Raw genomic sequence first — 23,935 nt, 5'->3', positions numbered from 1 at the left:
GTAGAAAATGTGAGTCAATTTTTCCAGATTCATCCGGAAAACCCGCAAGCGCGCCTGATCAAACAGGCTGTCGAGATCATCCGCGGCGGCGGGGTGGTGATTTATCCCACGGACTCGTCCTACGCCATTGGTTGCCAGATCGGTGACAAGAACGCCGTGGAGCGCGTGCGCCGCTTGCGTCAGCTGGACGAAAAGCACAACTTCGCGCTGATTTGCAGCGACCTGTCGCAACTGGGGTTGTTCGCCAAGATCGACACCGGCACCTTCCGCCTGCTCAAGGCGCATCTGCCGGGCCCCTACACCTTCATCCTCAATGCCACCCGCGAAGTCCCGCGCCTGCTGTTGCATCCGAAAAAACGCACCATCGGCCTGCGCGTGCCGGCCCACCCGATTGCCCTGGCCCTGCTGGAAGAACTCGGTGAACCGTTGATGAGCGTGACCCTGATCATGCCCGGTGACACCGACCCGATGAGCGATCCCTACGAAATGCGCCAGTTGCTCGAGCATCAGGTCGACCTGATCATCGACGGCGGTTTCGGCGGGATCAAGGCGTCCACGGTGATCAACCTCGCTGACGGCGAGCCCGAAGTGATCCGCGTCGGTTGTGGCGACCCCACGCCATTCATGGCCGAGGCCTAGATGTCCGCAGTAGAACCCGTCGACAGTCAGGCCGGAGCCCAGCAAGAGCTGCCCTTCGCCATGGTCTATGGCCAGGCGGTCATGGAAATGCCGCTGGACCTGTATATCCCGCCGGACGCGCTCGAGGTTTTTCTCGAGGCCTTCGAAGGCCCACTCGACCTGTTGCTGTACCTGATCCGCAAACAGAACATCAACATCCTCGACATCCCGGTGGCGGAAATCACCCGTCAGTACATGGGGTATGTCGAACTGATGCAGTCGGTGCGCCTGGAGCTGGCCGCGGAATACCTGGTGATGGCCGCGATGCTGGCCGAGATCAAGTCGCGGATGTTGCTGCCCCGTGCCGAAACCATCGCAGACGAAGAAGACGACCCGCGCGCCGAACTGATCCGGCGCTTGCAGCAGTACGAACGCTTCAAGGCGGCCGCCGAAGGCATCGATGGCTTGAGCCGCGTCGGTCGTGACGTGGTGGTGCCCAAGCTTGACGCCCCCGAGGCCAGGGCGCGCAAACTGTTGCCGGACGTGAGTCTGGAAGAGTTGCTGATGTCCATGGCCGAGGTCCTGCGCCGGGGCGACATGTTCGAAAGCCACCAGGTCAGCCGCGAGGCATTGTCCACCCGCGAACGCATGAGCGATGTGCTGGAACGGCTCAAGGGCGGCGGTTTCGTGCCGTTTGTCGAACTGTTCACCGCGGAAGAAGGACGCCTGGGGGTGGTGGTGACCTTTATGGCGATCCTCGAACTGGTCAAGGAATCCCTGGTCGAGCTGGTGCAGAATGAACCGTTCGCGGCGATCCACGTCCGGGCCCGAGCCGAATAACGAGTTGAATCATGAACCTGAGTGAACCCCGCGAGCTGGCGCCATTGCTTGAAGCCTTTCTGTTGGCCTCGGGAAAACCGCAATCGCTTGAACGCTTGTTCGAACTGTTCGAAGAGGGTGAACGGCCCGAGCCGCCGGTCTTCAAGAAAGCCCTGACGATTCTGGCCAAGTCCTGCGACGGCCGCGCCTTCGAGCTGAAGGAAGTCGCCTCCGGGTATCGCCTGCAGATCCGTGAAAAGTTCTCGCCTTGGGTCGGACGCCTGTGGGAAGAGCGGCCGCAACGCTATTCCCGCGCCATGCTCGAAACCATGGCCCTGATCGCCTATCGCCAACCGATTACCCGGGGCGAGATCGAAGACGTACGGGGCGTGGCGGTCAACACTCACATCGTCAAGACCCTGCTGGAACGCGAGTGGATCCGCATCGTCGGCTATCGCGAAGTGCCCGGCAAACCGGCGATGTTCGCCACCACCAAAGTCTTTCTCGATCACTTCAACCTGAAAAACCTCGACGATCTGCCGCCCCTGGCCGAGCTGCGCGAGCTTGAACCTGATCCGGTACTGGATTTCGACGACGCACCGGTGCCAGCCGGGCTGCAAGCGCTGGCGGATGCCACTGCCGAGCCGGAAGAGCCGAAGGAGGAAACCAGTTTCCATACGTTGCTGCAGGAGCTGGACACGATGGAGGAGGGGCTCAAGACCGATTTCGACGACCTGCTGCGCGACGGGGCTGCGACTGAAACTGAAGAGGTTTCGGACCCGCCTGAGATCGAAACTGAACTTCAGTTCGAGGCTGAAGCCATAGTTGAAGAAGTGCAGGAAGAGGGGCAGGAGCAGGACGAAGAGCGGGAAGAAGAGCAGGAAGATGACGTGCTTGGCGTCGCCGAAGCTCGGGAAAAACTCCTGGCCGCTGTCGCTGCGCTGGATCAGCACAAACCCGAACCCGAATTGAGCGACGAAGAAGCCGAAGCCCGGGCCCTCGCCGAAGCGATCGAAGCCGAACGCCGCGAATTCGACGACTGACCACACATTCTGTGGGCACTGAGATTCCCTGTAGGAGCCGGCTTGCAGGCGATGGCGGTGACACATTCAACACATGTGCTGGCTGTCAGGACGCCATCGCCAGCAAGCCGGCTCCTACACGGGTTTGTGTTGACTGGAGTATTCGATGAGCTCAACCAAAGACCCCTGCATCAGCCTCTGCAAATTCACCGACGACATCTGCATCGGCTGCGGCCGCAGCAAGCGCGAGATCAAGGCCTGGAAGAAACTCGACAAGGTCGACAAGCGCACGGTGCTGGCTGAAGCGGCGCTGCGGTTGATCAAGCTCGGCGCCACCGGTCGGCGGAAAAACAAATAACCAGGCCTGCATCGACTAGTCTCTGATGCGCGAGCGCTCGCATGAGCGTATGATTCGCGACCCTCCGGCGATCCCTTCGCCCGAGTACCCAGCTTTCAACGCTTCAGGCACTCACTTCAGAGCTGCCTGAACAGACCACACCGGGAGGTGCCCAGATGAGTATCAAAGACCAGAAAGACGACCAGGAAATCGGCCCAGCAGGCGAAAAGCTGCAGAAAGTCCTCGCCCGCATCGGCGTCGGCTCGCGCCGTGACGTAGAAGCCTGGATCAGCCACGGCCGCATCAAGGTCAATGGCAAAGACGCCACCCTCGGCCTGCGTGTCGACATGCACGACGCCATCACCATCGATGGCAAGGTGATCAAGCGCGAAGAAGCCGCCGAGTCGGTACGCCGCGTGATCATGTACAACAAGCCCGACGGTGAAATCTGCACCCGCCTCGACCCGGAAGGCCGTCCGACCGTGTTCGACAAGATGCCAAAACCGAAAGAAGGTCGCTGGATCAACATCGGCCGCCTGGACATCAACACCACCGGTCTGCTGATGTTCACCACCGACGGTGAACTGGCCAACCGCCTGATGCACCCGTCCTACGAAATGGACCGTGAATACGCAGTCCGTGTGCGTGGCGAAGTCGATGACGAGATGATCGAGCGCCTGAAGGCGGGCGTCGTCCTCGAAGACGGCCCGGCCAAGTTCACCGACATCAAGCAAGCCCCGGGTGGCGAAGGTTTCAACCACTGGTACCACTGCGTGGTGATGGAAGGTCGCAACCGCGAAGTCCGTCGCCTGTGGGAATCCCAGGGCCTGGTGGTCAGCCGTCTGAAGCGCGTGCGTTTCGGTCCGGTGTTTCTCAACTCCGACCTGCCGATGGGTCGCTGGCGCGAAATGAGCCAGTACGAAGTCGACATTCTGAGTGCTGAAGTAGGCCTGACGCCGGTGGCCATGCCGCAAATGAACGCCAAGAGCAAAGACAAGCTCGATCGCATGCAGCGTAAATCGTCGCGTCCGATGGGCAAGACCGAGCGCGTGCGTTCGTTGCGTCCAGCCATCGGTAACCAGACCGCTGCTACGCCGCGGGACTCCCGTGAGCCGCAGATCGAAGGCGAGCGTCCGGCCCGCAAGCCAGCCGCACCCCGTGCAGACGGCGAGCGCGGTCCACGCACGCCGCGTCCGGCCAACGGTCGCACCGAACGCGGTGAAGGCCGCGGTGCGCCAAGCGGTGGTCGCAGTGATCGCGGCGCCCCGGCAGGTCGTGGTCAACCTCGTGGTGATTCGGCTCGCGGTACGCCAGTGGCGGACCGTCCGTCCGACACCAAGCGCCCGGCCAAGCCAGCGCCGAAGAAACGCCCAGGCATCGTCCTGGTCGACAAGGACGCACCATCGGGCAAACGCCGCGGCGCGCCAGCCGGCTCCGGCCAGCGTCCGGGCTTTGGTCGTCGCAAGCCTGAGTAAGCGGTAAGCGCTTTATCAAAAACGCCAACCTTCGGGTTGGCGTTTTTTTTGGTCTGGCTTTAGTGATGTGGTGAATGTTCGGGCATCTTCGCGAGCAAGCCCGCTCCCACAAGTTGCCGGGGTGTTCACAGATCATGTGATCGCCCCGAAACCTTGTGGGAGCGGGCTTGCTCGCGAAGGCGCCAGTAGCAACTCCATCGGACTCGGAGTGGAAAACCGTTGTTACGCCCTGTAACGAAAATTTGACGGAATCCAATGATTTCTCCCGTGGAATCGTCACCCACCAAACGCTGTAAGAAAATACTTCCACTCGCTGGCTGTTCGAATGCTTTCCTGCCCTCTGGCCCGCTTGTTTCAAAGCCTCATCAAGGATCAGATGCGCCCCATGCCTGTCGTGCAGGTGCATAACAAGAAGGAGGCGCAATGTACGCCGTGACTCGATTCCATCTCTTCCCGCGGGGCGATTTTTCTGGCGCCTCCGTCGATGACCCGCAAAGGTCTGACTCAATTTTTGCAGCCGCCCGAGCCATTCGGGGCGGACACAGGCAATCCCGGCAAACGACTCGTTGATCCAACGGTGTCTGGCAGCAGGGGGTTACAGGTGTACAATGCGCCGCGTTTTAACTGTGACCTCCTGCGCATCTGCGCAAACCTCAAGGTTACCCGCCTTGTTCACTCCGCCACGTCACGAGCGTGTCGGGTCCGATTTCGTCACAGATAAAAACAAACAGGTGACGCATGACCGTTGTAAAAACGCTGGACTCCCGGTGCCTGCGCTGGGGTTTGATCGGCGCTGCTTGAAGCCGTAACCGAGCAGCAACGTCTAACGAACATCATCAAACCTTGCGTGAGACCCTTTTCATGAGTGGACAAAACTCGCATTCAGGCGAGCTGAAGCGCGGCCTGAAAAATCGCCATATTCAACTGATCGCCCTCGGTGGCGCGATCGGTACCGGACTGTTCCTCGGTTCGGCCGGGGTACTGAAATCCGCTGGCCCGTCGATGATCCTCGGCTACGCCATCTGCGGCTTCATTGCGTTCATGATCATGCGCCAGCTCGGCGAAATGATTGTCGAAGAGCCGGTGGCCGGTTCCTTCAGCCACTTCGCGCACAAGTACTGGGGCGGTTTCGCCGGTTTCCTGTCGGGCTGGAACTGCTGGATCCTGTACATCCTGGTGGGCATGTCGGAGCTGACCGCGGTCGGCAAATACATCCACTACTGGGCGCCGGATATCCCGACCTGGGTCTCGGCCGCCGGGTTCTTCGTGCTGATCAACCTGATCAACCTGGCCAACGTCAAAGTCTTCGGCGAGGCCGAGTTCTGGTTTGCGATCATCAAGGTCGTGGCCATCGTCGGCATGATTGCCCTCGGCAGCTACCTGCTGGTCAGCGGCAACGGCGGCCCGCAAGCGTCGGTGAGCAACCTGTGGTCCCACGGCGGCTTCTTCCCGAACGGTATCAGCGGTCTGGTCATGGCCATGGCGATTATCATGTTCTCCTTCGGCGGCCTGGAAATGCTCGGTTTCACCGCAGCAGAAGCCGATCAGCCGAAAACCGTGATCCCCAAAGCCATCAACCAGGTGATCTACCGGATCCTGATTTTCTACATCGGTGCGCTGGTCATTCTGCTGTCGCTGACGCCATGGGACAGCCTGCTGGAGACCCTGAACGCATCCGGCGACTCCTACAGCGGCAGCCCGTTCGTACAAGTGTTCTCGATGCTCGGCAGCAACACCGCCGCGCACATCCTCAATTTCGTGGTCCTGACCGCGGCATTGTCGGTGTACAACAGCGGCACCTACTGCAACAGCCGCATGCTGCTGGGCATGGCCGAGCAGGGCGATGCGCCGAAAGCCCTGGCGAAGATCGACAAGCGCGGTGTGCCTGTGCGTTCGATCCTGGCGTCGGCCGCAGTGACGCTGATCGCCGTGCTGCTGAACTACCTGATTCCGCACAGCGCCCTTGAGCTGTTGATGTCACTGGTGGTTGCGACCCTAGTGATCAACTGGGCAATGATCAGCTTCTCGCACTTCAAGTTCCGCCAGCACATGGACAAAACCAGGCAGACGCCGCTGTTCAAGGCCCTGTGGTACCCGTACGGCAACTACGTGTGCCTGGCGTTCGTGGTGTTCATCCTCGGCGTGATGCTGCTGATCCCGGGGATCCAGATCTCGGTGTACGCGATTCCGGTGTGGGTGGCATTCATGTGGATCTGCTACGGCATCAAGAACAAGCGTCGTGACCACGGCGCAGCAGTGGCCGGCTCCGCGATCAAGTAGGAAAAGGATGACAACAAAAAAGCCGGCTTCTGCCGGTTTTTTTGTCTGCGGTCCTACGCGAGGTGACGATAGACTGCCCGCGCCAGATAAAAGGAGGCAAGCATGAGCGAAGGACCAACGCATTACGAAATAGAAGGCGGCCTGTTGGGCCGTGAGGACGTTCAGGCCGCGATTGATCATCACGGCTTGCCGCTGCGCTTCATTGGCGTGGACTTCACCGACGCCGACTTGTCGCGGCTGGTGCTGGATCACTGCGAGTTCCAGCGCTGCAGCCTGCTGCGCACTCAGTTCCTCGGGGCTCGCCTGGAAGGCACGCAGTGGAAGGGGTGCCGGGGGGCGCACGGGATTTTCGAAGCCGCGCACCTGCTGGAAGCATCGTTCAGCAATTGTGATCTGAACAACACGCGGTGGCAGCGAGCCAAATTGGCGCAAGTCGTGTTCAACGGCTGCAAGCTGACCGGCGCCAACTTCAGTCACTGCTCGAGCCTGGGCCTTTCGTTCAATGAAACGCGACTCAACAGTGCTTTTTTACCGGGAATGTCCTTTGCCAGAAACACGCTGAACAACCTGGATTTTTCTGAAGCGGACCTGAGTGACGCGGACTTTCGCAAGGCCGAGTTTGTCGACTGCAGCCTGGCCCATGCCCGTATCAATGGCGCGACATTCGCCGGTGCGGATTTGCGCGGCGCCGATTTGAGCGGCTTTCGACTCAATGATGCCAAACTGTTCAAGGGGGCGGTGATTTCTCGCGCACAAGCCTCGATGCTGCTGTCGGAGCTGGGTTTAACTGTCGCATAGCACAACAAGTCCAAGGCGATTTTTGCCCGCCAACACGGGTGGATCAGCCAGCTGCACCGGCCAATGCCAATGCGTTAATACGCTTTGACTTCGTTCAACAGCTCCGGGTGACGATCAAGCACCTTGAGCAGCTTGACCAGAGCCAATGGGGGCTTGGTCTTGCCATTCTCATAGCGCGAGAATGCATTGACGCCGCCGCCGAAAATCTCAGCCGCTTCACGCTGGTCAAGATCGAGCTTTTTGCGTACGGTCGTGATAAAACCCGGATCGACAATGGCCGCATTGATTTGCTTGGTGAAAGCACGCATTTCACGCATGACACGATCCGACTCAGCTGCACCCAAAACTGATTCGGTACAGGCGGGGCAGAAGTCGCCCATCACCGCCGCAATGACAGTGGTTTCACCTTTGTAGGTATACGGCAGGTCGCGGGTGTCATGGATGAGTTCAGCTGCGCCGCAAACAGGACATTTCATGTTTATAGCTCCTTAAAGGATACGATCAGCACGTCATCAATAACCGTCAGTTTCAGATACACGTCACCTGCTTGTGTGCTCGGGCGGTACACGTCTTGCCAAATCGTGTGGTCGGCGTGAGTGGTCATGCTTTTGTAAAAATCAGTGGGTGTAAGCGCCATTACCACCGTCAGCATCTCGCAAAGATCAAGCCCCAACTCAACCGCTCCAACGCGAGCCGCTTGCGTGGTACGTACCTTGCCCGCCTCAATCAAGACTTTTACGGTAGATAGCTTGCAGTGAGGGATTCTTTTTTCCATCGGCTGAATTTAACCCAATAGGTTAATTTTGGCAAATTGGGTAATTGCTTTTTCGTGTGCAGCTAGCCCGCGGCTTTGAGGAATTTGAATGAGAATCCCATGCTGGTAATTTCCAACAACGTGCATCTGCCGGATGCCGAGATCGAATTGACGGCCATTCGTGCCCAGGGGGCGGGTGGGCAGAACGTCAACAAGGTCTCCAGCGCGGTGCACCTGCGCTTCGACATTCCGGCCTCGTCCTTGCCCGAGTTCTACAAGGAGCGGCTGCTGGCGCTGCGGGACAGCCGGATCACCAGTGAAGGCGTGTTGATCATCAAGGCCCAGCAATACCGCACCCAGGAAGCCAATCGCGCCGACGCGCTGGAGCGCCTGACCGAGTTGATCCTCAGCGCCACCAAGGTCGAAAAGAAACGCCGTCCGACCAAGCCGACCCTCGGTTCGAAAAAGCGCCGGCTCGAATCCAAGACCAAGCGCGGCAGCATCAAGGCCGGGCGTGGCAAGGTCGACTTCTAACGCGCGCGCCGTTCTTCGCGGTACTTCTCACTCAGGTGTTTTGGCGCCTGCCGATACAGGTAGACGCTCAGGGCCAGACCGCTCAGGGCGGCGAGGGCGGCGAACAGGAAGATCGAGGCAAAGCCGAAACCTGCCGCGATCGCACCGGCCAACGGGCCAGTAATCCCCAGTGACAAATCGATGAACAACGAATAAGCCCCGACCGCCGCGCCACGGCTGGAGGCCGGCACCAGGTTGACCGCTTCCACCCCCAGTGCCGGGAACACCAGCGAGAAGCCGAAACCGCTCAGCGCTGCGCCAGCCAGCGCCCAATGCGCATCCGGCGCCAGCCACAGCAACAGCAAGCCCAGGGTTTCCACCGACAGGCAGGCGATCGCCACGCGAAAGCCGCCGAGGCGGTTGATCAGGTTGCCGAACAGCAATCGGGCGCCGATGAAGCTGGCGCCGAACAGGCTCAGGCACAGCACCGCGTTATCCCAGTGTTGCGTGGCGTAATACAGGGTGATGAAGGTTGCGATAGTGCCGAAACCGATGGAGCCGAGCGCCAGTCCGCAGCCATGGGGCAGCACCCGCCCCAGCACATGCATGAACGGCAGGCGTTCGCCGACCACGATCGGCGCCGCGGTTTTCGGCCAGGCCAGCGCCAGGCCGAGGATGGCCAGCAGCACGATACTCACGCCCATGCTCCACAAGCCCCATCGACTGACCAGCAGCACCCCCAGCGGCGCACCGACCGCCAGCGCGCCATAGCTGGCGATGCCGTTCCAGGAGATGACCTTGGCGGTGTTCGCTGCGCCGACCCGGCCGATGCCCCAGCCGATCGAGCCCGAACCGACCAGGCTTTCCGCGCTGCCGAGCACCAGCCGGCCGATCAACAGGCTGATCAGGCTCAAGGTCGGCAGGCTCTGGGTCCAGGCGGAAATCAGCATGAACACACCGCTCAAGCCGCAACCGGCGAGGCCGTACATCACCGCGAGTTTGCTGCCCTTGTTATCGATGATTTTCCCGGCATAGGGCCGGCTGAGCAGGGTGGCCAGGTATTGCACGCTGATCACCAGGCCGGCGATCACCGCGCCGAAACCCAGGTCGCTGTGGACGTAGCCCGGCAATACGGCCAGGGGGATGCCGATATTGAGGTAGCCGATGAAGGTAAACAGGACGATGGAGACGACTTGCAGCGTGACCGCCAGGGGGCGCTGGTTTTCAGGCATGAGGTAAAGGTCCACGGGGCAACAGGATAGATAGGCTGCTTATGATAGCGGCGCGAGCGGCCGCGGGTCGTGGAAAAGTAAAACTATTTGCCGCAGAGGGTCATTCAGGGTGCTGCGGAGCAACCAGTTGCGTCGTGACCAGGGCGGCCAGGGCGTTTTCTTCGCTGCCGAAACGGGCGAGCAAGGCGGCTTGTTTCTCGGGGGACAGGCGGTGCCAGATCTCGATCATCTTCTCGGCGGTGCCGATCAGGACGTTGGCCTGTTGCTCTTCAAAAGAAGGGGTGGATTCGTCGGTCATGGGGTGGCGCTCGAGGTTCAGGCGGTGTGGAAAGCGCATGTTAGCGCTTTCCACACGGTCTGGCATTGCAGGTGTTTCAGTCTTCGCTGTCGGCCTGGCGGCGTTCAGATGCTTCTTTCGGCTCGGCCTGTTGGGCACCGGCTTGTTGCGTGGTCGTCTGCTCAGTTTCGTGCAGGCTTGGGAAGGGGAGATTAGGGATCTCGTGCATTTCGCGCTCCTCGCAAAGTCTGTTGATAGATCTGGGTAGATCCGCGCTTTTAAAAAGCCTGGGAAGGATACAGGAGTCGAAATGACAAATAGAGTTTTAAATCCATTTGTTTCGACGGATGGGGTTGTATAGACAAACCTGTTGCGGTTACGCGATCCCCTGTAGGAGATGGCTTGCCAGCGAAGGCGGCGTGTCAGTCGATACATGTATTGGCTGATATACCGTCTTCGCTGGCAAGCCAGCTCCTACAGGGGGGTGGCGTGTCAGTCGATGGGTGTGTTGGCTGACACGCCGCCTTCGCTGGCAAGCCAGCTCCTACACGGGGGGCAGATGGTTATTTGCAGACGTCGGCAATCGCCTCGGCCAGCAGATCCAGGCGCGTCGCATCTATCCCCGCCACGTTCGCCCGGCCAGTGCCGACCATGTACACGCTGTGCTGATCACGCAGTTTTTTAACCTGCTCCGGCGTCAACCCGGTGTAGGAAAACATTCCGCGCTGCACGCCAATATGCGCAAAGCGCTCGCGCAATCCGTGCGGCTCCAGGGCTTCCACCAGGCCGCTGCGCAGCTGGGCGATACGCAGGCGCATCGTCTCCACTTCATCGGCCCAGAGACTTTTCAGCTGCGGATCGCCGAGGATGGTCGCCACGACAGCGGCGCCGTGATCCGGCGGCGTCGACCACAGGTTGCGGGCGATGTTCGCCAGTTGGCTGCGGATGTCCACCAGCTTGTCGGCGGTCTTGGCGCAGACAATCAACGCGCCGGTACGGTCGCGGTACAAGCCGAAGTTCTTCGAGCAGGAACTGGTGATCAGCACTTCCGGCAACTCGGCGGCGAACAGCCGGGTCGACCAGGCATCCTGTTCCAGGCCATCGCCGAAGCCCTGGTAGGCAAAGTCAATCAGGGGCAGCAGGTCGCGGCTGCGCACGACCTTCAATAACCGGCGCCAGTCGTCATGGGACAGGTCGAACCCGGTCGGATTGTGGCAGCAGGCGTGCAGCAGCACGACATCACCCTTTGGCGCTGCTTCGAGTGCCGCCAGCATCGCGTCGACGTCGAGACGGTTGTCGCTGCCCACGTAAGGGTAGTGACTGACCTTGACCCCCGCCGCGGCGAAGATGGTTTCATGAATCGGCCAGGTCGGGTTGCTCAACCACACGCCACGGCCCGGCAGGCACTGCGCGATGAAGTCGGCGCTCAGGCGCAATGCGCCGGTGCCGCCCGGCGTCTGCGTCACGCCGGCCCGTTGTTCGGCGATCAGCGCAGAGTCGGCACCCAGTACCAGCTCATTGATGACTTTGCCGAACGCCGGTTCGCCGTGGCCGCCGATGTAGGTCTTGGTGGCCTGACGATCCACCAGCTGCGCCTCGGCGAGCTTCACCGCCTGAGGGATCGAGGTCAGGCCCTGGGCATCTTTGTAGACGCCCACGCCGAGGTCGAATTTGCGCGGGTTCGGGTCCTGCGCATAGGCCTCCATCAGGCCGAGGATCGGGTCGCCGGGGACTCGGCCTATGGCGTCGAAATGCATTATTTGCGGCCCTCGGCGTCCTTGGCCACGTCGTCGGTGCGCGCGGCCATGATGAAATCGTTGCGGTGCAGGCCCTTGATGGAATGGCTCCACCAGGTCACGGTGACTTTGCCCCACTCGGTCAGCAGGCCCGGGTGGTGACCTTCGGCCTCGGAGATTTCACCGACGGCGTTGGTGAACGCCAGGGCGTGCTTGAAATTCTTGAACAGGAACACTTTTTCCAGCTGCATCACGCCGTCGCGAACTTCGATGTTCCAGTCGGGGATCTGCTTGAGCAGCACCGGCAGTTCTTCGTCGCTGACCTGAGGGGCGCCGGCTTGGCAGGCTTCGCAGTGGGCTTGGTTCAATGTGGACATGATGAATTCCTGAAATCGAATTATTGGAAATCGGCCGTCAGTGCTCCCACGCTAAACCAAAGCGTCGGTTCCCGACAGGCTCACTTGATTCTAAAAGCTGCGGATCACGCAGCTTTGGGCGGAAATTTGGGGGTGTGCAAGCCCAGCTGCATGCCTTGCTTGACCATGCTCATGATGTCTTCATGGGCCACATCGAACAGGCGCTTGAGGTTCGGCAGGACAAAGTACAGCGGCTGCAGGATGTCGATGCGATACGGCGTGCGCATGCATTCCAGCGGGTCGAACGTGTGGTGTTCAGGTTCGTTCGACAGGCAGTACACCGTTTCCTTAGGCGAGGACAGGATGCCGCCGCCGTAGATGCGCAGGCCTTGCGGCGTATCGACCAGGCCAAACTCGATGGTCATCCAGTACAGGCGCGCCAGGTACACGCGCTCTTCCTTGGTCGCCTGCAGGCCGAGTTTGCCGTAGGTGTGGGTGAATTCGGCGAACCAGGGGTTAGTCAGCAGCGGGCAGTGACCGAAGATCTCGTGGAAAATGTCCGGCTCTTGCAGGTAATCCAGCTCTTCGCGGGTACGAATAAAGGTCGCCACCGGAAACTGCTTGTTGGCGAGCAATTCAAAAAAGGTCTGGAAGGGGATCAGTGCAGGCACCCGGGCGACTTGCCAGCCGGTGGTTTCAGCGAGCACCTTGTTGATCTCGCCCAGTTGCGGAATGCGGTCGTGGGGCAGACCGAGTTTTTCGATACCGTCCAGGTATTCCTGGCACGCACGCCCTTCGATCACTTTCAGTTGGCGAGTGATCAGCGTGTTCCACACCGCGTGTTCTTCGGCGGGGTAGTCGATAAAACCTTGCGCATCGGGCTCGCGAGCCACGTAGTGCGTCTGCTTCATGCTGCTCTCCTGCTAGGGGATTTCGTTCTTGTTATGTCCTGCTATGGACTTAGAAATACCCCAAGGCGTTCGGCGTTGCAGCAGGTGGTTTGCAGCGGGCGCAGGAAAAAACCACGGTTTTCGTAAAGTATTCGTTACGGTTTGCCGGGTGCCGCGCAAGTATTGAGATCTGCGGGCTTGAAATGGCTTCCAGGTGTCACATAATCTTGACGACTATCTGAGCGCCTCAGCAGAAAAATACACTCAAAGGCATTGGCACATCTGTAGGAGCTGGCTTGCCAGCGAAAGCGGTGTGTCATTCGATACATGTATTGGCTGACACACCGCCTTCGCTGGCAAGCCAGCTCCTACAGGTGTGCACGGGCATCAACTCATTCACCGAATTTTCGGGCCTTTATATGCGTATCAAAGTCCACTGCCAGAACCGCATCGGCATTCTGCGCGACATTCTCAACCTGCTGGTGGAGTACGGGATCAACGTCGCTCGCGGCGAGGTCGGCGGTGAGCATGGCAATGCCATCTACCTGCATTGCCCGAACCTGATCAACATTCAGTTCCAGGCACTGCGGCCGAAATTCGAATCGATTGCCGGGGTCTTCGGGGTCAAGCGTGTAGGGCTGATGCCCAGCGAGCGTCGGCACATGGAGCTCAATGCCTTGCTCGGCGCGCTGGAGTTTCCGGTGCTGTCGATCGACATGGGCGGCTCGATCGTGGCGGCCAACCGCGCGGCGGCGCAGTTGCTCGGGGTGCGCGTCGATGAGGTGCCGGGGATCCCGTTGTCGCGCTACGCCGAGGATTTCGACTTGCCGGAACTGGTGCGCGCCAACAAGTCGCGGATCAACGGGCTGCGGGTCAAGGTCAAGGGCGACGTGTTTCTCGCCGACATTGCGCCGTTGCAATCGGAGCATGACGACAGCGAAGCCATGGCCGGCGCGGTGCTGACCCTGCATCGCGCGGATCGGGTGGGGGAGCGCATTTATAACGTGCGCAAGCAGGAACTGCGCGGTTTCGACAGCATCTTCCAGAGTTCGAAAGTGATGGCCGCCGTGGTGCGCGAAGCTCGGCGCATGGCGCCGCTGGATGCGCCGCTCTTGATCGAAGGCGAAACCGGCACCGGCAAGGAGTTGCTGGCGCGCGCCTGCCACCTGGCGAGCCCCCGTGGCCAGTCTCCGCTGATGGCGCTCAACTGCGCCGGGCTGCCGGAATCCATGGCCGAGACCGAGTTGTTCGGCTACGGCCCCGGGGCCTTCGAAGGGGCGCGGGCCGAAGGCAAGCTCGGGCTGCTGGAGCTGACGGCGGGCGGTACGCTGTTTCTCGATGGCGTCGGCGAAATGAGCCCGCGGCTGCAGGTGAAATTGCTGCGCTTCCTGCAGGACGGATGCTTTCGTCGCGTCGGCAGTGATGAAGAGGTTTACCTGGATGTGCGCGTGATCTGCGCGACCCAGGTCGACCTGTCCGAGCTGTGCGCACGGGGGGAGTTTCGCCAGGATCTGTATCACCGCCTGAACGTGTTGTCGTTGCACATCCCGCCGTTGCGCGAGTGCCTGGACGGGTTGACGCCGCTGGTGGAGCACTTCCTCGATCAGGCCAGCCGGCAGATCGGTTGCCCGCTGCCGAAACTGGCGCCGGCGGCGATGGAGCGGCTCAGCCACTACCATTGGCCGGGCAATGTCCGGCAACTGGAGAACGTGTTGTTCCAGGCGGTTTCGTTGTGCGAGGGCGGGACGGTCAAGGCCGAGCACATTCGACTGCCGGATTATGGGGTGCGTCAGCCCCTTGGCGATTTCTCGCTGGAGGGCGGGCTGGACGAGATTGTCGGGCGCTTCGAAAAGGCGGTGCTGGAGCGGCTGTATTCCGAGCATCCGAGCAGTCGGCAACTGGGGAAGCGGTTGGGGGTTTCGCATACCACCATTGCCAACAAGTTGCGTGAGTACGAGGTGGGCAAGACGGAGTCATAGCGGGCACTTGCGGTGTTTGTTCCGGCCTCTTCGCGAGCAAGCCCGCTCCCACATTTGATCGCGTTTTTCCTGGAGGAACCCGGTCAAATGTGGGAGCGGGCTTGCTCGCGAAGGCGGTGGCGGCCATTACCCGAGACCAATCCTTGCCGCCTGACGGCATGACACCGCCGGTTTTTCGTCTCCAACCCATTCCCCCAATCCCCTCTGAACCCCTCAACCCCCTTGTTTGCCGGCCCCTGCACCGCCAGAAAAAAGTTGGTCTGCAAATTGCTTATGGCTCAGCAGTACAGCACTGGGCGGCAAACGTCCGGCAGGCAGAGGAAAGAGTGTGGACAAGTACCTTTATGTGGCAATGACCGGCGCCAGCCAGAATGCACTGGCGCAGAAGGCTCATGCGAACAACCTGGCGAACATCTCCACCAACGGCTTCCAGAAAGACCTGGAGCAGGCGCGTTCGATGCCGGTGTTCGGTGACGGCTTTGCGGCGCGGGCGTTTGCCCTGACCGAGCGCCCGGCCACCGACTTTTCCCCTGGTGCGCTGGTAGAAACCGGCCGCGACCTCGATGTCGCCGTGCAAGGCAACGGCTGGATTGCGGTGCAGAACCCCAACGGCGGCGAAAGCTACGTGCGCACCGGCAGCCTGAACGTCGACGCCCTCGGCGTGTTGCGGGCCGGCAACGGCATGCCGGTGCTGGGCAATGGCGGGCCGATTGCCGTGCCGCCCGAGCAGCAGATCGAAGTGGGCGAGGACGGCAGCATCAGCATTCGGGCGATGGGCGAGGGCCCGCGGGTGATGGCGCAAGTCGACCGGATCAAACTGGTCAACCCGGACTTCAAGAACATGACCAAGGGCCTGGACGGTTCGATCCACACCAAGGACGGCCAGCCGGCGCAGGCCGATGCCAACGTCAAGCTGGTGTCCGGCTTCCTCGAGTCGAGCAACGTCAATGCCGTGGAAGAGATGACCTCGGTGCTGGCCCTGGCCAAGCAGTTCGAACTGCACGTCAAGATGATGAACACCGCCAAAGAAGACGACCAGGCCATGGCTCGGGTCTTGCAGATCTAATAATCATCAGAACGTCGCGCCGTAAAACAGGCGCACGAGGAGAATCGAATGCTTCCGGCTCTATGGGTTGCCAAAACAGGCCTGTCCGCCCAGGACACCAACCTGACGACCATTTCCAACAACCTGGCCAACGTCTCGACCACGGGTTTCAAACGTGACCGCGCCGAGTTCCAGGACTTGCTCTACCAGATCAAGCGCCAGCCAGGCGCCCAGTCGACCCAGGACAGCGAACTGCCGTCGGGTCTGCAAGTGGGCACCGGTGTGCGCATCGTCGGCACCCAGAAAAACTTCACCGCCGGCAGCCTGCAGACCACCGAGCAACCGTTGGACATGGCCATCGACGGCCGCGGTTTCTTCCAGATCCTGCAGCCGGACGGCACCACGTCCTACACCCGTGACGGTACCTTCCACCTCGACTCCAACGGCCAGATCGTCAACGCCAGCGGCTTCGCCCTGGAACCGGCCATCGTCATCCCGAACGACGCCCAGACCTTCACGGTCGGTCGCGACGGCACCGTGTCCATCACCGTGGCCGGCAACCCGGCCGCCCAGGTGATCGGCAACCTGCAAACCGCCGACTTCATCAACCCGGCCGGCCTGCAGGCAGTGGGCAACAACCTGTTCCTGGAAACCGCCGCCAGCGGCGCGCCGCAAGTCGGCACCCCGGGCCTGGCGGGTTTCGGCACCACGCTGCAGAACACCCTGGAAACCTCCAACGTCAGCACCGTTGAAGAGATGGTCAACATGATCACCACTCAACGCGCCTACGAGATGAACTCCAAGGTGATTTCCACCGCCGACCAGATGCTCTCGTTCGTCACGCAGAATCTGTAATCAAGTCCATGGGGCGGCCACGTGGTCGCCAGCAACACCGTGAGGTAGGGTCATGAATCGCTTTGTATCTGTCCTGGCACTGAGTGGGATCACCGCGCTCGCGGGTTGTGTCGCCCCACCGCCCAAGCCCAATGACCCTTACTACGCCCCGGTGTTGCCGCGCACGCCACTGCCGGCGGCGGCCAACAACGGCTCGATCTACCAGGCCGGTTTCGAACAGAACCTGTACAGCGACCGCAAGGCGTTCCGGGTCGGTGACATCATCACCATCACCCTGAACGAGCGCACCCAGGCCAGCAAGAACGCCAATTCGCAAACCGCCAAGAACAGCAAGACCGACATCGGCCTGAGCTCGTTTTTCGGCGGCGGCCTGAGCACCAACGATCCAGTGGGCAGCGGTAACCTGAGCCTGGACGTCGGTTACGCCGGCGACCGCGCGACCAAGGGCGACAGCAAGTCCGGCCAGAGCAACAGCCTGACCGGTTCGATCACGGTGACCGTCGCCGACGTCTTGCCCAACGGCATCATCGCCGTGCGCGGCGAGAAGTGGCTGACCCTCAACACCGGCGACGAGCTGGTGCGGATTGCCGGCCTGGTGCGCGCCGATGACATCGCCACCGACAACACCGTGTCCTCGACCCGGGTCGCCGACGCACGCATCACCTATTCGGGCACCGGTGCCTTTGCCGACGCGAGTCAGCCAGGCTGGTTCGACCGTTTCTTCCTCAGCCCGCTGTTCCCTTTCTAGGTGGCCACGTTGAATTTGAGAAGTCTCATCGTTGCGGCCTTGATGGTGTGTGCAGCGTCCAGCGTCCAGGCCGAGCGCCTGAAGGACATCGCGAGCATTTCCGGGGTGCGCTCCAACCAATTGATCGGCTACGGCCTGGTGGTCGGGCTTAACGGCACCGGCGACCAGACGACCCAGACCCCGTTCACCCTGCAGACCTTCAACAACATGCTCTCGCAGTTCGGCATCAAGGTGCCGCCGGGTTCGGGCAACGTGCAATTGAAAAACGTCGCGGCCGTGTCGATCAGTGCCGACCTGCCGGCGTTCGCCAAGCCGGGTCAGCAGATCGACATTACCGTGTCCTCCATCGGCAACTCCAAGAGCCTGCGCGGCGGCACCTTGCTGCTGACCCCGCTCAAGGGGATCGACGGCAACGTCTACGCCATCGCCCAGGGCAACCTGGTGGTCGGCGGCTTCGATGCCGAAGGTCGCGATGGCTCCAAGATCACCGTCAACGTGCCCTCGGCCGGGCGCATCCCCGGTGGGGCCTCGGTCGAGCGTTCGGTGCCGAGCGGGTTCAACCAGGGCAACAGCCTGACCCTGAACCTCAACCGTTCGGACTTCACCACCGCCAAGCGCATCGTCGACAAGATCAACGACCTGCTCGGCCCCGGCGTCGCCCAGGCCATCGACGGCGGCTCGATTCGGGTCAGCGCGCCGCTCGATCCCAGCCAGCGCGTCGACTACCTGTCGATCCTCGAAAACCTCGAAGTCGATCCGGGCCAGGCGGTGGCGAAAGTCATCATCAACTCGCGCACCGGCACCATCGTGATCGGCCAGAACGTCAAGGTATCGCCGGCCGCCGTGACCCACGGCAGCCTGACGGTGACCATCACCGAAGACCCGATCGTCAGCCAGCCCGGCCCGCTGTCCAACGGGCAGACGGCAGTCGTGCCGCGCTCGCGGGTCAACGCCCAGCAGGAAGCCAAGCCGATGTTCAAGTTCGGCCCGGGCACCACCCTCGACGAAATCGTGCGGGCGGTGAACCAGGTCGGCGCCGCGCCGGGTGACTTGATGGCCATCCTCGAAGCGCTGAAACAGGCCGGCGCCTTGCAAGCCGACTTGATCGTGATCTGAGGATGACGACCATGGACATGCGCAAGGGCGGAGTGGGGGTCAGCAGCAGCGACTCGGGGTCCTATTCGGACCTCAATCGCCTCAACCAGCTCAAGGTCGGCGACAAGAACAGCGACGGCAACCTGCGCAAGGTCGCGCAGGAATTCGAGTCGCTGTTCCTCGGCGAAATGCTCAAATCCATGCGCTCGGCCACCGACGCGCTGGGCCAGGACAACCCGCTCAACACCCCGGCGGCCAAGCAGTACCAGGAAATGTACGACCAGCAGCTCGCCGTCTCCATGTCCCGCGAAGGCGGCGGCATCGGCCTGGCGGACGTGTTGATGCGGCAGATGGCGAAGAACAAACCGCTGGCGCCGGGCGAGGCCGCTGCCGCGTCCGCCGCCAAGCAGGCAGCCGCGAAAGCCGCGGTGGAAACACCGATCGCCGCCGGCACGACCGCCACCCACGGCCCCTTGTCGCGCCTCAATGGCGAGCGACCGCTGTGGGCTTCGCGCTCGGTACAGTCGACCGCGAGCGCGGGCGAGGGCGCGCATCACAACGACATGGCCCTGATCAACCAGCGACGCCTGGCCCTGCCACCAAAACTGGCCGACCGCTTGCTCGCCGGGCTGGTACCGTCGGCATCGACCAAGACAGCGACCACGGCGCCGTCCGCCACCACGGCGCTGAACCAGGTCCAGCTGCCGCCAAGCACTCCAACCGGCGCCGGCCCCCTGTACAACGGCGACTGGCTGACCGCACAAACCGATACCGCCGCCAGCGGGCGCCTGCAGATCCAGGGTCGTGCCATGGCGCAAATCCCCCTGGCCCCGGCGAAAAAAGCCTTCAGCTCCGCCGACGACTTCGTCAGCACCATGCTGCCCATGGCCAAGGAAGCCGCCGACCGCATCGGCGTCGATCCGCGTTACCTGGTGGCCCAGGCCGCCCTGGAAACCGGTTGGGGCAAATCGGTCATGCGCGCCCAGGACGGCAGCAGCAGCCACAACCTGTTCGGCATCAAGGCCGGCAGCAGCTGGCAGGGCGACTCGGCGCGGGCGATCACCAGCGAATTCAGAAATGGCGCAATGGTCAAGGAAACGGCGCAGTTCCGTTCCTACGCCTCGTACAAGGACAGCTTCCATGACCTGGTGACCTTGCTGCAATCGAACAATCGTTATCAAGACGTGGTGAAATCCGCCGATAACCCGGAACAATTTGTGCGCGAGTTGCAGAAGGCCGGTTACGCCACCGACCCGGACTACGCCAGCAAGATTTCGCAGATAGCCAGGCAGATGACCAGTTACCAGAACTACGCTGCGGCGGGCGTTTCCACCACGCCTTTATAGGCATAAGGGTCTGAATCATGAGTTTGCTCAATATCGGGATGTCGGGGCTGGCTGCAGGCCATTCTTCGTTGCTGACGACTGGCAATAACATTGCCAACGTCGACACCGCCGGGTATTCACGCCAGCAAACTGTGCAGAGCAGCAAAGGCTCCAATCAGTACGGCAATGTATTCATCGGCTCCGGTACGACGTTGTCTGACGTACGTCGGGTCTACAACAGTTACCTCGGCGCGCAGTTGCAGACCACCACTTCGCTAAATAGCGATGCACAGGCTTATCTGGGCCAGGCAACCCAGGTGGACAAGCTGCTGTCCGATGGCAGCACTGGCATCACCAAGTCGCTGCAATCGTTCTTCGCGTCCTTGCAGACGCTGTCCGGCAACGCCAACGACACCGCCGCGCGCCAAGCGCTGTTGACCAACGCGCAGGGGTTGAGCAGCCGCTTCAATGCCATCTCGCAGCAACTGAGTCAGCAGGGCTCGTACATCAACGATCAGTTGGGTGCGATGGCCGAACAGGTCAACAAGCTGGCTGCTACCGTTGCCTCCTACAACAAGAAAATCAGCGAAGTCAGCGGTTCCGGTGGTACACCCAATGAGTTGCTGGACCAACGCAACGAAACCGTGCGCCAGCTCTCCGAACTGGTCGGCACCCAGGTCACCGAAAACAACGGCAGCCTGGATATTTACCTGGGCAGCGGCCAGCCGCTGGTCATCGGCAATACTGTCAATGCGTTACGCGTAGAGGCCGACAAGGCTGACCCGACTCGTTCCGCGATCATCATGGATCGTGGCTCTTCCACGATCGATATCACCAACGTGGTCAGCGGCGGCGAGATGGGCGGCCTGTTGCGTTACCGCGACGATGTGCTGTCGCCGGCAGTCAATGGGCTGGGTCGGATCGCCATGGTAGTGGCCGACCAGGTCAACAAGCAGTTGGGGCAGGGGCTGGATCAGAGCGGCAATTTCGGCTCGGCATTATTCAACGACATCAACAGTGCTCTCGCCATCAGCCAGCGCAGCATTGCCAATGGCAACAACAAACCGGCGTCCGGCAATCTGGACGTGACCATCAAAGACACCAGCAAGCTGGTGGCCAGCGATTACCAAGTGACCGTCACCGACAAGGGCTACAGCGTTCGTCGTCTGTCGGACAACACCGACATGGGCAACTTCACTTTCGATAAGTCCCCGGTACCGGTGATTGATGGTTTCAGCCTGAGCCTCAACGGTTCGGTCAGTGCCGGCGACACTTTTAAGGTCACCCCGACCCGCGGTGCAGCGGCTGACATGACCACTGTCATGACCGACATCAAGCGTCTGGCCACGGCCGCACCACTGACCTCTACGAATGCCCAGGGCAATGACGGTACCGGTGCGGTCAGCCAGCCGAACCTGAGCACCAGCCTGGACATCTACAATCCGGTGCAGCGTCAGGACGTGCAAAATGCGGTCAAGGCGGCAATGCCAATACGCTTGCTGATGACCAGCAGCACCGCGTACGAGGTATTCGACGCCAAGGGCGGCAGCATCGGCAAAGGCAATATCGTGCCCGGCCAGAACAATGGGCTGGATATCCAGGTGCCCTTCACCGACGGTTCCGGCGCGGCGAAAACCTTTGGTGTGGCCATGACCGTTAGTGGCAGCCCGGCCGAAGGCGACAGTTTCAATATCGCGATGACCGCCCCGGGCAGCACCGACAACCGCAACACTCAAGCGCTGCTCGGTCTGCAAACCAAGGCCACGGTCGGTGCTACTACCACCAGCCCGGGCGTCAGTTTGACCGACGCCTATGGCGGCCTGGTGTCGACGGTCGGCTCCAAGACCAAGCAAGGTCAGATGGACGCCACCGCCACCGGCGCCATCCTGACCCAGGCCAGGGATTCGCGGGATTCGCTGTCGGGTGTCGATCTCGATGAAGAGACCGGCAATTTGATCAAATTCCAGCAGTACTACTCGGCCTCATCGCAGATCATCAAGTCTGCGCAGGAAATCTTCAGCACTCTGCTCAATGCCCTTTAAGGAGCCGTAGAACATGCGTATTTCTACTGCACAGTACTATGCGACAACGGCCGCCAACTATCAGCGCAACCTCAATAACCTGATGAAGTCGGCCGAGCAGGCCAGCAGCGGTGTGAAGCTGACGACGGCCGCGGATGATCCTGTGGGTGCGGCGCGGTTGATGCAGCTTGATCAGCAGAAATCGATGCTGGATCAATATTCCAGCAACATCAGCGCGCTGGGCACGGCCCAGGCTCAGGAAGAAAGCGTGCTGAACAGCATCAATGACTTGCTGCAAAAAGTCAGCGAGCTGACGGTGCGTGCCGGCAGTGCCTCCTTGAGCGACGACGACCGCAAAACCATCGGCGCGGAAGTCGGGCAGGCCGAGGAGCAGTTGCTGAGCTTGATGAACAGCAAGGACGCCAACGGCAAGTACATCTTTTCCGGCGCCAGCAACAACACCCCGCCTTTTGCACGCAATAGCGATGGCACCTACAGCTATCAGGGTGACCAGACCCAGCTGCAACTGAAAATCGGCGACTCGATGGCGCTGGGGCTCAACGACACGGGCTGGGAGGTTTTCCAGCAGGCGATCAACTCCAGTCGCAGTTCGACTACCCTGACGGCGCCAGCGGTCGATGACGGACGGGTCTCGCTGTCGCCCGGCGTGGTGAACTCAGGCCCGTCTTTTGATTCGAGCTTCCGCAGCGGCGGGCCCTACACCCTGTCGTTCACCAGCAGCACTCAGTTCTCGATCAAGGATTCGGTGGGTAATGACGTGACCGCGGAGGCGAGCCAGGGTGGCAAGTTCGACCCCGATGCCAAGGGCGGTTCCGATATCACTTTCCGTGGGGTGACCTTCGCGTTGGATATCACCTATAAGGCAGGTGACGACCCGGCTAACGCCGATACCGTGATCACCGGCCACAGCTTTAAATTGGAGGCCAAGCCGGATAGCTTCGTAAGCTCGCGCTCGCCGGGCAACAGCTCGACCGCTTTGGTCAGCCAGGCGTCGGTTACCAATGCGGCGAAATACCAAAGCTTTTTCCCTGAAGGCGGGGCGGTGCTGAAGTTCACCAGCCCGACGACCTTTGATCTGTACGCTCGACCATTGACCCCTGACAGCGTGCCGGTAGTCACTGCCGGATCTGTGGCAGGCGGCGTGGCCACGGCTGCCGGTGTCAGCTTTACCCTGGATGGCACGCCGGCGGCGAACGATCAGTTTGATATTGCGGTCAACTCGCATCAGACCCAAAGCCCACTGGATACACTCAGTCAACTGCGCAAGGCCCTCGAAACACCGGTCCAGGGCGATCCCGTTGCCCAGCGCAATCTGGACAATGTGGTGGCCTCCACCATTTCCAACCTGAGTAATGCCAAAAATCAGGTTGACCTGGCACGTGGCGCGATCGGCGCCCGGGGCAACGTGATGGATATGCAGCGTGATCAGATTCAAAGCACCAAACTGCTCAATACCGCTGCCCAGGCCTCGATCGAAGATACGGACCCGGCGGAGGTGCTGACGCGGTTGACCTTGCAACAGACCATGCTGCAAGCGGCGCAACTGGCGTTCTCGAAAATTTCCCAGCTGGGGCTGTTCAACAAGCTTTGAGTCGTCTTGACCGCTCGCGGCCAGCTCCCGTCAAGGAAGCTGGGCTTTTTTTTGCTTCTTTTTAGTTGGTAAGAGAAGGCGGGTCGGCCACAAAATCAAATAAAGCCGCGAACTCTAAGTGACCCGTCAGTCAAAACGCGCATCTTCA

The 23,935-nt window shown here is 61.0% G+C and carries 24 protein-coding genes; 16 read left to right on the top strand and 8 right to left on the bottom strand.

The window, feature by feature from the left end:
* Nucleotides 1–9 precede the first annotated feature (9 nt).
* The 7 genes from ELQ88_RS26115 to ELQ88_RS26085 all read left to right on the top strand — a co-directional run bounded on the left by ELQ88_RS26115 (nucleotide 10) and on the right by ELQ88_RS26085 (nucleotide 7,349).
* Nucleotides 10–639 (top strand): L-threonylcarbamoyladenylate synthase, encoded by a 630-nt coding sequence (locus ELQ88_RS26115; protein WP_128871746.1) that lies wholly within the window; start codon nucleotides 10–12, stop codon nucleotides 637–639.
* A 60-nt stretch (nucleotides 640–699) separates the two neighbouring features.
* Nucleotides 700–1,458, top strand: coding sequence for a ScpA family protein (locus ELQ88_RS26110; RefSeq protein WP_178084774.1), 759 nt, complete (start codon nucleotides 700–702; stop codon nucleotides 1,456–1,458).
* Between the two features lie 11 nt (nucleotides 1,459–1,469).
* Complete coding sequence (gene scpB, locus ELQ88_RS26105) at nucleotides 1,470–2,480, top strand: SMC-Scp complex subunit ScpB (RefSeq protein WP_138968658.1); 1,011 nt, start codon at nucleotides 1,470–1,472, stop codon at nucleotides 2,478–2,480.
* Nucleotides 2,481–2,625: 145 nt separating this feature from the next.
* Complete coding sequence (locus ELQ88_RS26100) at nucleotides 2,626–2,817, top strand: DUF1289 domain-containing protein (RefSeq protein ID WP_128871743.1); 192 nt, start codon at nucleotides 2,626–2,628, stop codon at nucleotides 2,815–2,817.
* A 155-nt stretch (nucleotides 2,818–2,972) separates the two neighbouring features.
* On the top strand, nucleotides 2,973–4,271 hold the full coding sequence (gene rluB, locus ELQ88_RS26095) for a 23S rRNA pseudouridine(2605) synthase RluB (RefSeq protein ID WP_128871742.1): 1,299 nt from the start codon (nucleotides 2,973–2,975) through the stop codon (nucleotides 4,269–4,271).
* 861 nt (nucleotides 4,272–5,132) lie between these two features.
* Nucleotides 5,133–6,551 carry an amino acid permease gene (locus ELQ88_RS26090; protein WP_138968656.1) on the top strand — a complete coding sequence of 473 codons (1,419 nt, stop codon included), beginning with the start codon at nucleotides 5,133–5,135 and terminating at the stop codon, nucleotides 6,549–6,551.
* 102 nt (nucleotides 6,552–6,653) lie between these two features.
* Entirely contained in the window at nucleotides 6,654–7,349 is a 696-nt protein-coding gene (locus ELQ88_RS26085; RefSeq protein WP_138968654.1) for a pentapeptide repeat-containing protein, read from the top strand.
* 74 nt (nucleotides 7,350–7,423) lie between these two features.
* Here ELQ88_RS26085 and ELQ88_RS26080 read toward each other — a convergent pair whose 3' ends face one another.
* Together ELQ88_RS26080 and ELQ88_RS26075 are read right to left on the bottom strand one after the other, a co-directional pair.
* On the bottom strand, nucleotides 7,424–7,825 hold the full coding sequence (locus ELQ88_RS26080; protein ID WP_138968652.1) for a type II toxin-antitoxin system MqsA family antitoxin: 402 nt from the start codon (nucleotides 7,823–7,825) through the stop codon (nucleotides 7,424–7,426).
* Nucleotides 7,826–7,827: 2 nt separating this feature from the next.
* Complete coding sequence (locus ELQ88_RS26075; protein ID WP_138968650.1) at nucleotides 7,828–8,124, bottom strand: type II toxin-antitoxin system MqsR family toxin; 297 nt, start codon at nucleotides 8,122–8,124, stop codon at nucleotides 7,828–7,830.
* Between the two features lie 99 nt (nucleotides 8,125–8,223).
* On the opposite strand from ELQ88_RS26075, the gene arfB reads away from it, so the two are divergent.
* Nucleotides 8,224–8,637 (top strand): alternative ribosome rescue aminoacyl-tRNA hydrolase ArfB, encoded by a 414-nt coding sequence (gene arfB / locus ELQ88_RS26070; protein WP_008010994.1) that lies wholly within the window; start codon nucleotides 8,224–8,226, stop codon nucleotides 8,635–8,637.
* On the opposite strand, the gene ELQ88_RS26065 is transcribed toward arfB, so the two are convergent.
* The 6 genes from ELQ88_RS26065 to phhA form a co-directional block, all read right to left on the bottom strand.
* Nucleotides 8,634–9,848, bottom strand: coding sequence for an MFS transporter (locus ELQ88_RS26065; RefSeq protein WP_138968648.1), 1,215 nt, complete (start codon nucleotides 9,846–9,848; stop codon nucleotides 8,634–8,636). The genes arfB and ELQ88_RS26065 overlap by 4 nt on opposite strands.
* Nucleotides 9,849–9,948: 100 nt before the next feature.
* Entirely contained in the window at nucleotides 9,949–10,185 is a 237-nt protein-coding gene (locus ELQ88_RS26060) for a hypothetical protein (RefSeq protein ID WP_178084712.1), read from the bottom strand.
* Between the two features lie 37 nt (nucleotides 10,186–10,222).
* The gene (locus ELQ88_RS34995) at nucleotides 10,223–10,354 is read right to left on the bottom strand and encodes a hypothetical protein (protein ID WP_256579046.1); all 132 of its coding nucleotides are present in this window, start codon (nucleotides 10,352–10,354) and stop codon (nucleotides 10,223–10,225) included.
* Nucleotides 10,355–10,688: 334 nt separating this feature from the next.
* Nucleotides 10,689–11,882, bottom strand: coding sequence for an amino acid aminotransferase (locus ELQ88_RS26055; protein WP_128871739.1), 1,194 nt, complete (start codon nucleotides 11,880–11,882; stop codon nucleotides 10,689–10,691).
* Nucleotides 11,882–12,238, bottom strand: coding sequence for a 4a-hydroxytetrahydrobiopterin dehydratase (locus ELQ88_RS26050; RefSeq protein ID WP_128871738.1), 357 nt, complete (start codon nucleotides 12,236–12,238; stop codon nucleotides 11,882–11,884). The genes ELQ88_RS26055 and ELQ88_RS26050 overlap by 1 nt, the downstream gene beginning before the upstream one ends.
* Before the next feature lie 104 nt (nucleotides 12,239–12,342).
* The gene (gene phhA / locus ELQ88_RS26045) at nucleotides 12,343–13,128 is read right to left on the bottom strand and encodes a phenylalanine 4-monooxygenase (protein ID WP_138968646.1); all 786 of its coding nucleotides are present in this window, start codon (nucleotides 13,126–13,128) and stop codon (nucleotides 12,343–12,345) included.
* A 398-nt stretch (nucleotides 13,129–13,526) separates the two neighbouring features.
* On the opposite strand from phhA, the gene ELQ88_RS26040 reads away from it, so the two are divergent.
* From ELQ88_RS26040 to ELQ88_RS26005, 8 genes are all read left to right on the top strand, one after another.
* Complete coding sequence (locus tag ELQ88_RS26040; protein ID WP_111451850.1) at nucleotides 13,527–15,086, top strand: sigma-54-dependent transcriptional regulator; 1,560 nt, start codon at nucleotides 13,527–13,529, stop codon at nucleotides 15,084–15,086.
* 328 nt (nucleotides 15,087–15,414) lie between these two features.
* On the top strand, nucleotides 15,415–16,152 hold the full coding sequence (locus ELQ88_RS26035) for a flagellar basal body rod protein FlgF (RefSeq protein ID WP_128871736.1): 738 nt from the start codon (nucleotides 15,415–15,417) through the stop codon (nucleotides 16,150–16,152).
* 48 nt (nucleotides 16,153–16,200) lie between these two features.
* Nucleotides 16,201–16,986, top strand: coding sequence for a flagellar basal-body rod protein FlgG (gene flgG, locus ELQ88_RS26030; RefSeq protein WP_128871735.1), 786 nt, complete (start codon nucleotides 16,201–16,203; stop codon nucleotides 16,984–16,986).
* Nucleotides 16,987–17,038: 52 nt separating this feature from the next.
* Nucleotides 17,039–17,734 carry a flagellar basal body L-ring protein FlgH gene (flgH, locus tag ELQ88_RS26025; protein ID WP_138968644.1) on the top strand — a complete coding sequence of 232 codons (696 nt, stop codon included), beginning with the start codon at nucleotides 17,039–17,041 and terminating at the stop codon, nucleotides 17,732–17,734.
* Between the two features lie 42 nt (nucleotides 17,735–17,776).
* Nucleotides 17,777–18,850: a flagellar basal body P-ring protein FlgI gene (locus tag ELQ88_RS26020; protein ID WP_128871780.1), complete on the top strand. Its 1,074-nt coding sequence runs from the start codon at nucleotides 17,777–17,779 to the stop codon at nucleotides 18,848–18,850.
* An 11-nt stretch (nucleotides 18,851–18,861) separates the two neighbouring features.
* Nucleotides 18,862–20,175, top strand: coding sequence for a flagellar assembly peptidoglycan hydrolase FlgJ (gene flgJ, locus ELQ88_RS26015; RefSeq protein ID WP_138968642.1), 1,314 nt, complete (start codon nucleotides 18,862–18,864; stop codon nucleotides 20,173–20,175).
* Between the two features lie 17 nt (nucleotides 20,176–20,192).
* Nucleotides 20,193–22,196: a flagellar hook-associated protein FlgK gene (gene flgK / locus ELQ88_RS26010; RefSeq protein ID WP_138968640.1), complete on the top strand. Its 2,004-nt coding sequence runs from the start codon at nucleotides 20,193–20,195 to the stop codon at nucleotides 22,194–22,196.
* A gap of 13 nt (nucleotides 22,197–22,209) precedes the next feature.
* Nucleotides 22,210–23,787 (top strand): flagellar hook-associated protein 3, encoded by a 1,578-nt coding sequence (locus ELQ88_RS26005; protein ID WP_138968638.1) that lies wholly within the window; start codon nucleotides 22,210–22,212, stop codon nucleotides 23,785–23,787.
* Nucleotides 23,788–23,935: the final 148 nt, after the last annotated feature.

The sequence above is a fragment of the Pseudomonas sp. MPC6 genome (assembly GCF_006094435.1).
In the GTDB taxonomy this organism is placed as follows: domain Bacteria; phylum Pseudomonadota; class Gammaproteobacteria; order Pseudomonadales; family Pseudomonadaceae; genus Aquipseudomonas.
The sequence above is the reverse complement of the archived record's forward strand: the minus strand, read 5'-3'. Positions and strand labels throughout refer to the sequence as shown.

Excerpts from the sequence above, each read along its gene's own strand:
- ELQ88_RS26110 (WP_178084774.1), top strand. The coding sequence starts at position 700 with ATGGTCTATGGCCAGGCGGTCATGGAAATGCCGCTGGACCTGTATATC.
- ELQ88_RS26075 (WP_138968650.1), bottom strand. The coding sequence starts at position 8,124 with ATGGAAAAAAGAATCCCTCACTGCAAGCTATCTACCGTAAAAGTCTTG.
- flgG (WP_128871735.1), top strand. The coding sequence starts at position 16,201 with ATGCTTCCGGCTCTATGGGTTGCCAAAACAGGCCTGTCCGCCCAGGAC.
- ELQ88_RS26065 (WP_138968648.1), bottom strand. The coding sequence starts at position 9,848 with ATGCCTGAAAACCAGCGCCCCCTGGCGGTCACGCTGCAAGTCGTCTCC.
- arfB (WP_008010994.1), top strand. The coding sequence starts at position 8,224 with ATGCTGGTAATTTCCAACAACGTGCATCTGCCGGATGCCGAGATCGAA.
- scpB (WP_138968658.1), top strand. The coding sequence starts at position 1,470 with ATGAACCTGAGTGAACCCCGCGAGCTGGCGCCATTGCTTGAAGCCTTT.
- ELQ88_RS26060 (WP_178084712.1), bottom strand. The coding sequence starts at position 10,185 with ATGCGCTTTCCACACCGCCTGAACCTCGAGCGCCACCCCATGACCGAC.
- ELQ88_RS26055 (WP_128871739.1), bottom strand. The coding sequence starts at position 11,882 with ATGCATTTCGACGCCATAGGCCGAGTCCCCGGCGACCCGATCCTCGGC.
- ELQ88_RS26040 (WP_111451850.1), top strand. The coding sequence starts at position 13,527 with ATGCGTATCAAAGTCCACTGCCAGAACCGCATCGGCATTCTGCGCGAC.
- ELQ88_RS26085 (WP_138968654.1), top strand. The coding sequence starts at position 6,654 with ATGAGCGAAGGACCAACGCATTACGAAATAGAAGGCGGCCTGTTGGGC.
- rluB (WP_128871742.1), top strand. The coding sequence starts at position 2,973 with ATGAGTATCAAAGACCAGAAAGACGACCAGGAAATCGGCCCAGCAGGC.
- ELQ88_RS26050 (WP_128871738.1), bottom strand. The coding sequence starts at position 12,238 with ATGTCCACATTGAACCAAGCCCACTGCGAAGCCTGCCAAGCCGGCGCC.
- ELQ88_RS26080 (WP_138968652.1), bottom strand. The coding sequence starts at position 7,825 with ATGAAATGTCCTGTTTGCGGCGCAGCTGAACTCATCCATGACACCCGC.
- ELQ88_RS26020 (WP_128871780.1), top strand. The coding sequence starts at position 17,777 with ATGGTGTGTGCAGCGTCCAGCGTCCAGGCCGAGCGCCTGAAGGACATC.
- ELQ88_RS26100 (WP_128871743.1), top strand. The coding sequence starts at position 2,626 with ATGAGCTCAACCAAAGACCCCTGCATCAGCCTCTGCAAATTCACCGAC.
- ELQ88_RS34995 (WP_256579046.1), bottom strand. The coding sequence starts at position 10,354 with ATGCACGAGATCCCTAATCTCCCCTTCCCAAGCCTGCACGAAACTGAG.
- flgH (WP_138968644.1), top strand. The coding sequence starts at position 17,039 with ATGAATCGCTTTGTATCTGTCCTGGCACTGAGTGGGATCACCGCGCTC.
- flgK (WP_138968640.1), top strand. The coding sequence starts at position 20,193 with ATGAGTTTGCTCAATATCGGGATGTCGGGGCTGGCTGCAGGCCATTCT.
- ELQ88_RS26090 (WP_138968656.1), top strand. The coding sequence starts at position 5,133 with ATGAGTGGACAAAACTCGCATTCAGGCGAGCTGAAGCGCGGCCTGAAA.
- ELQ88_RS26005 (WP_138968638.1), top strand. The coding sequence starts at position 22,210 with ATGCGTATTTCTACTGCACAGTACTATGCGACAACGGCCGCCAACTAT.
- phhA (WP_138968646.1), bottom strand. The coding sequence starts at position 13,128 with ATGAAGCAGACGCACTACGTGGCTCGCGAGCCCGATGCGCAAGGTTTT.
- flgJ (WP_138968642.1), top strand. The coding sequence starts at position 18,862 with ATGGACATGCGCAAGGGCGGAGTGGGGGTCAGCAGCAGCGACTCGGGG.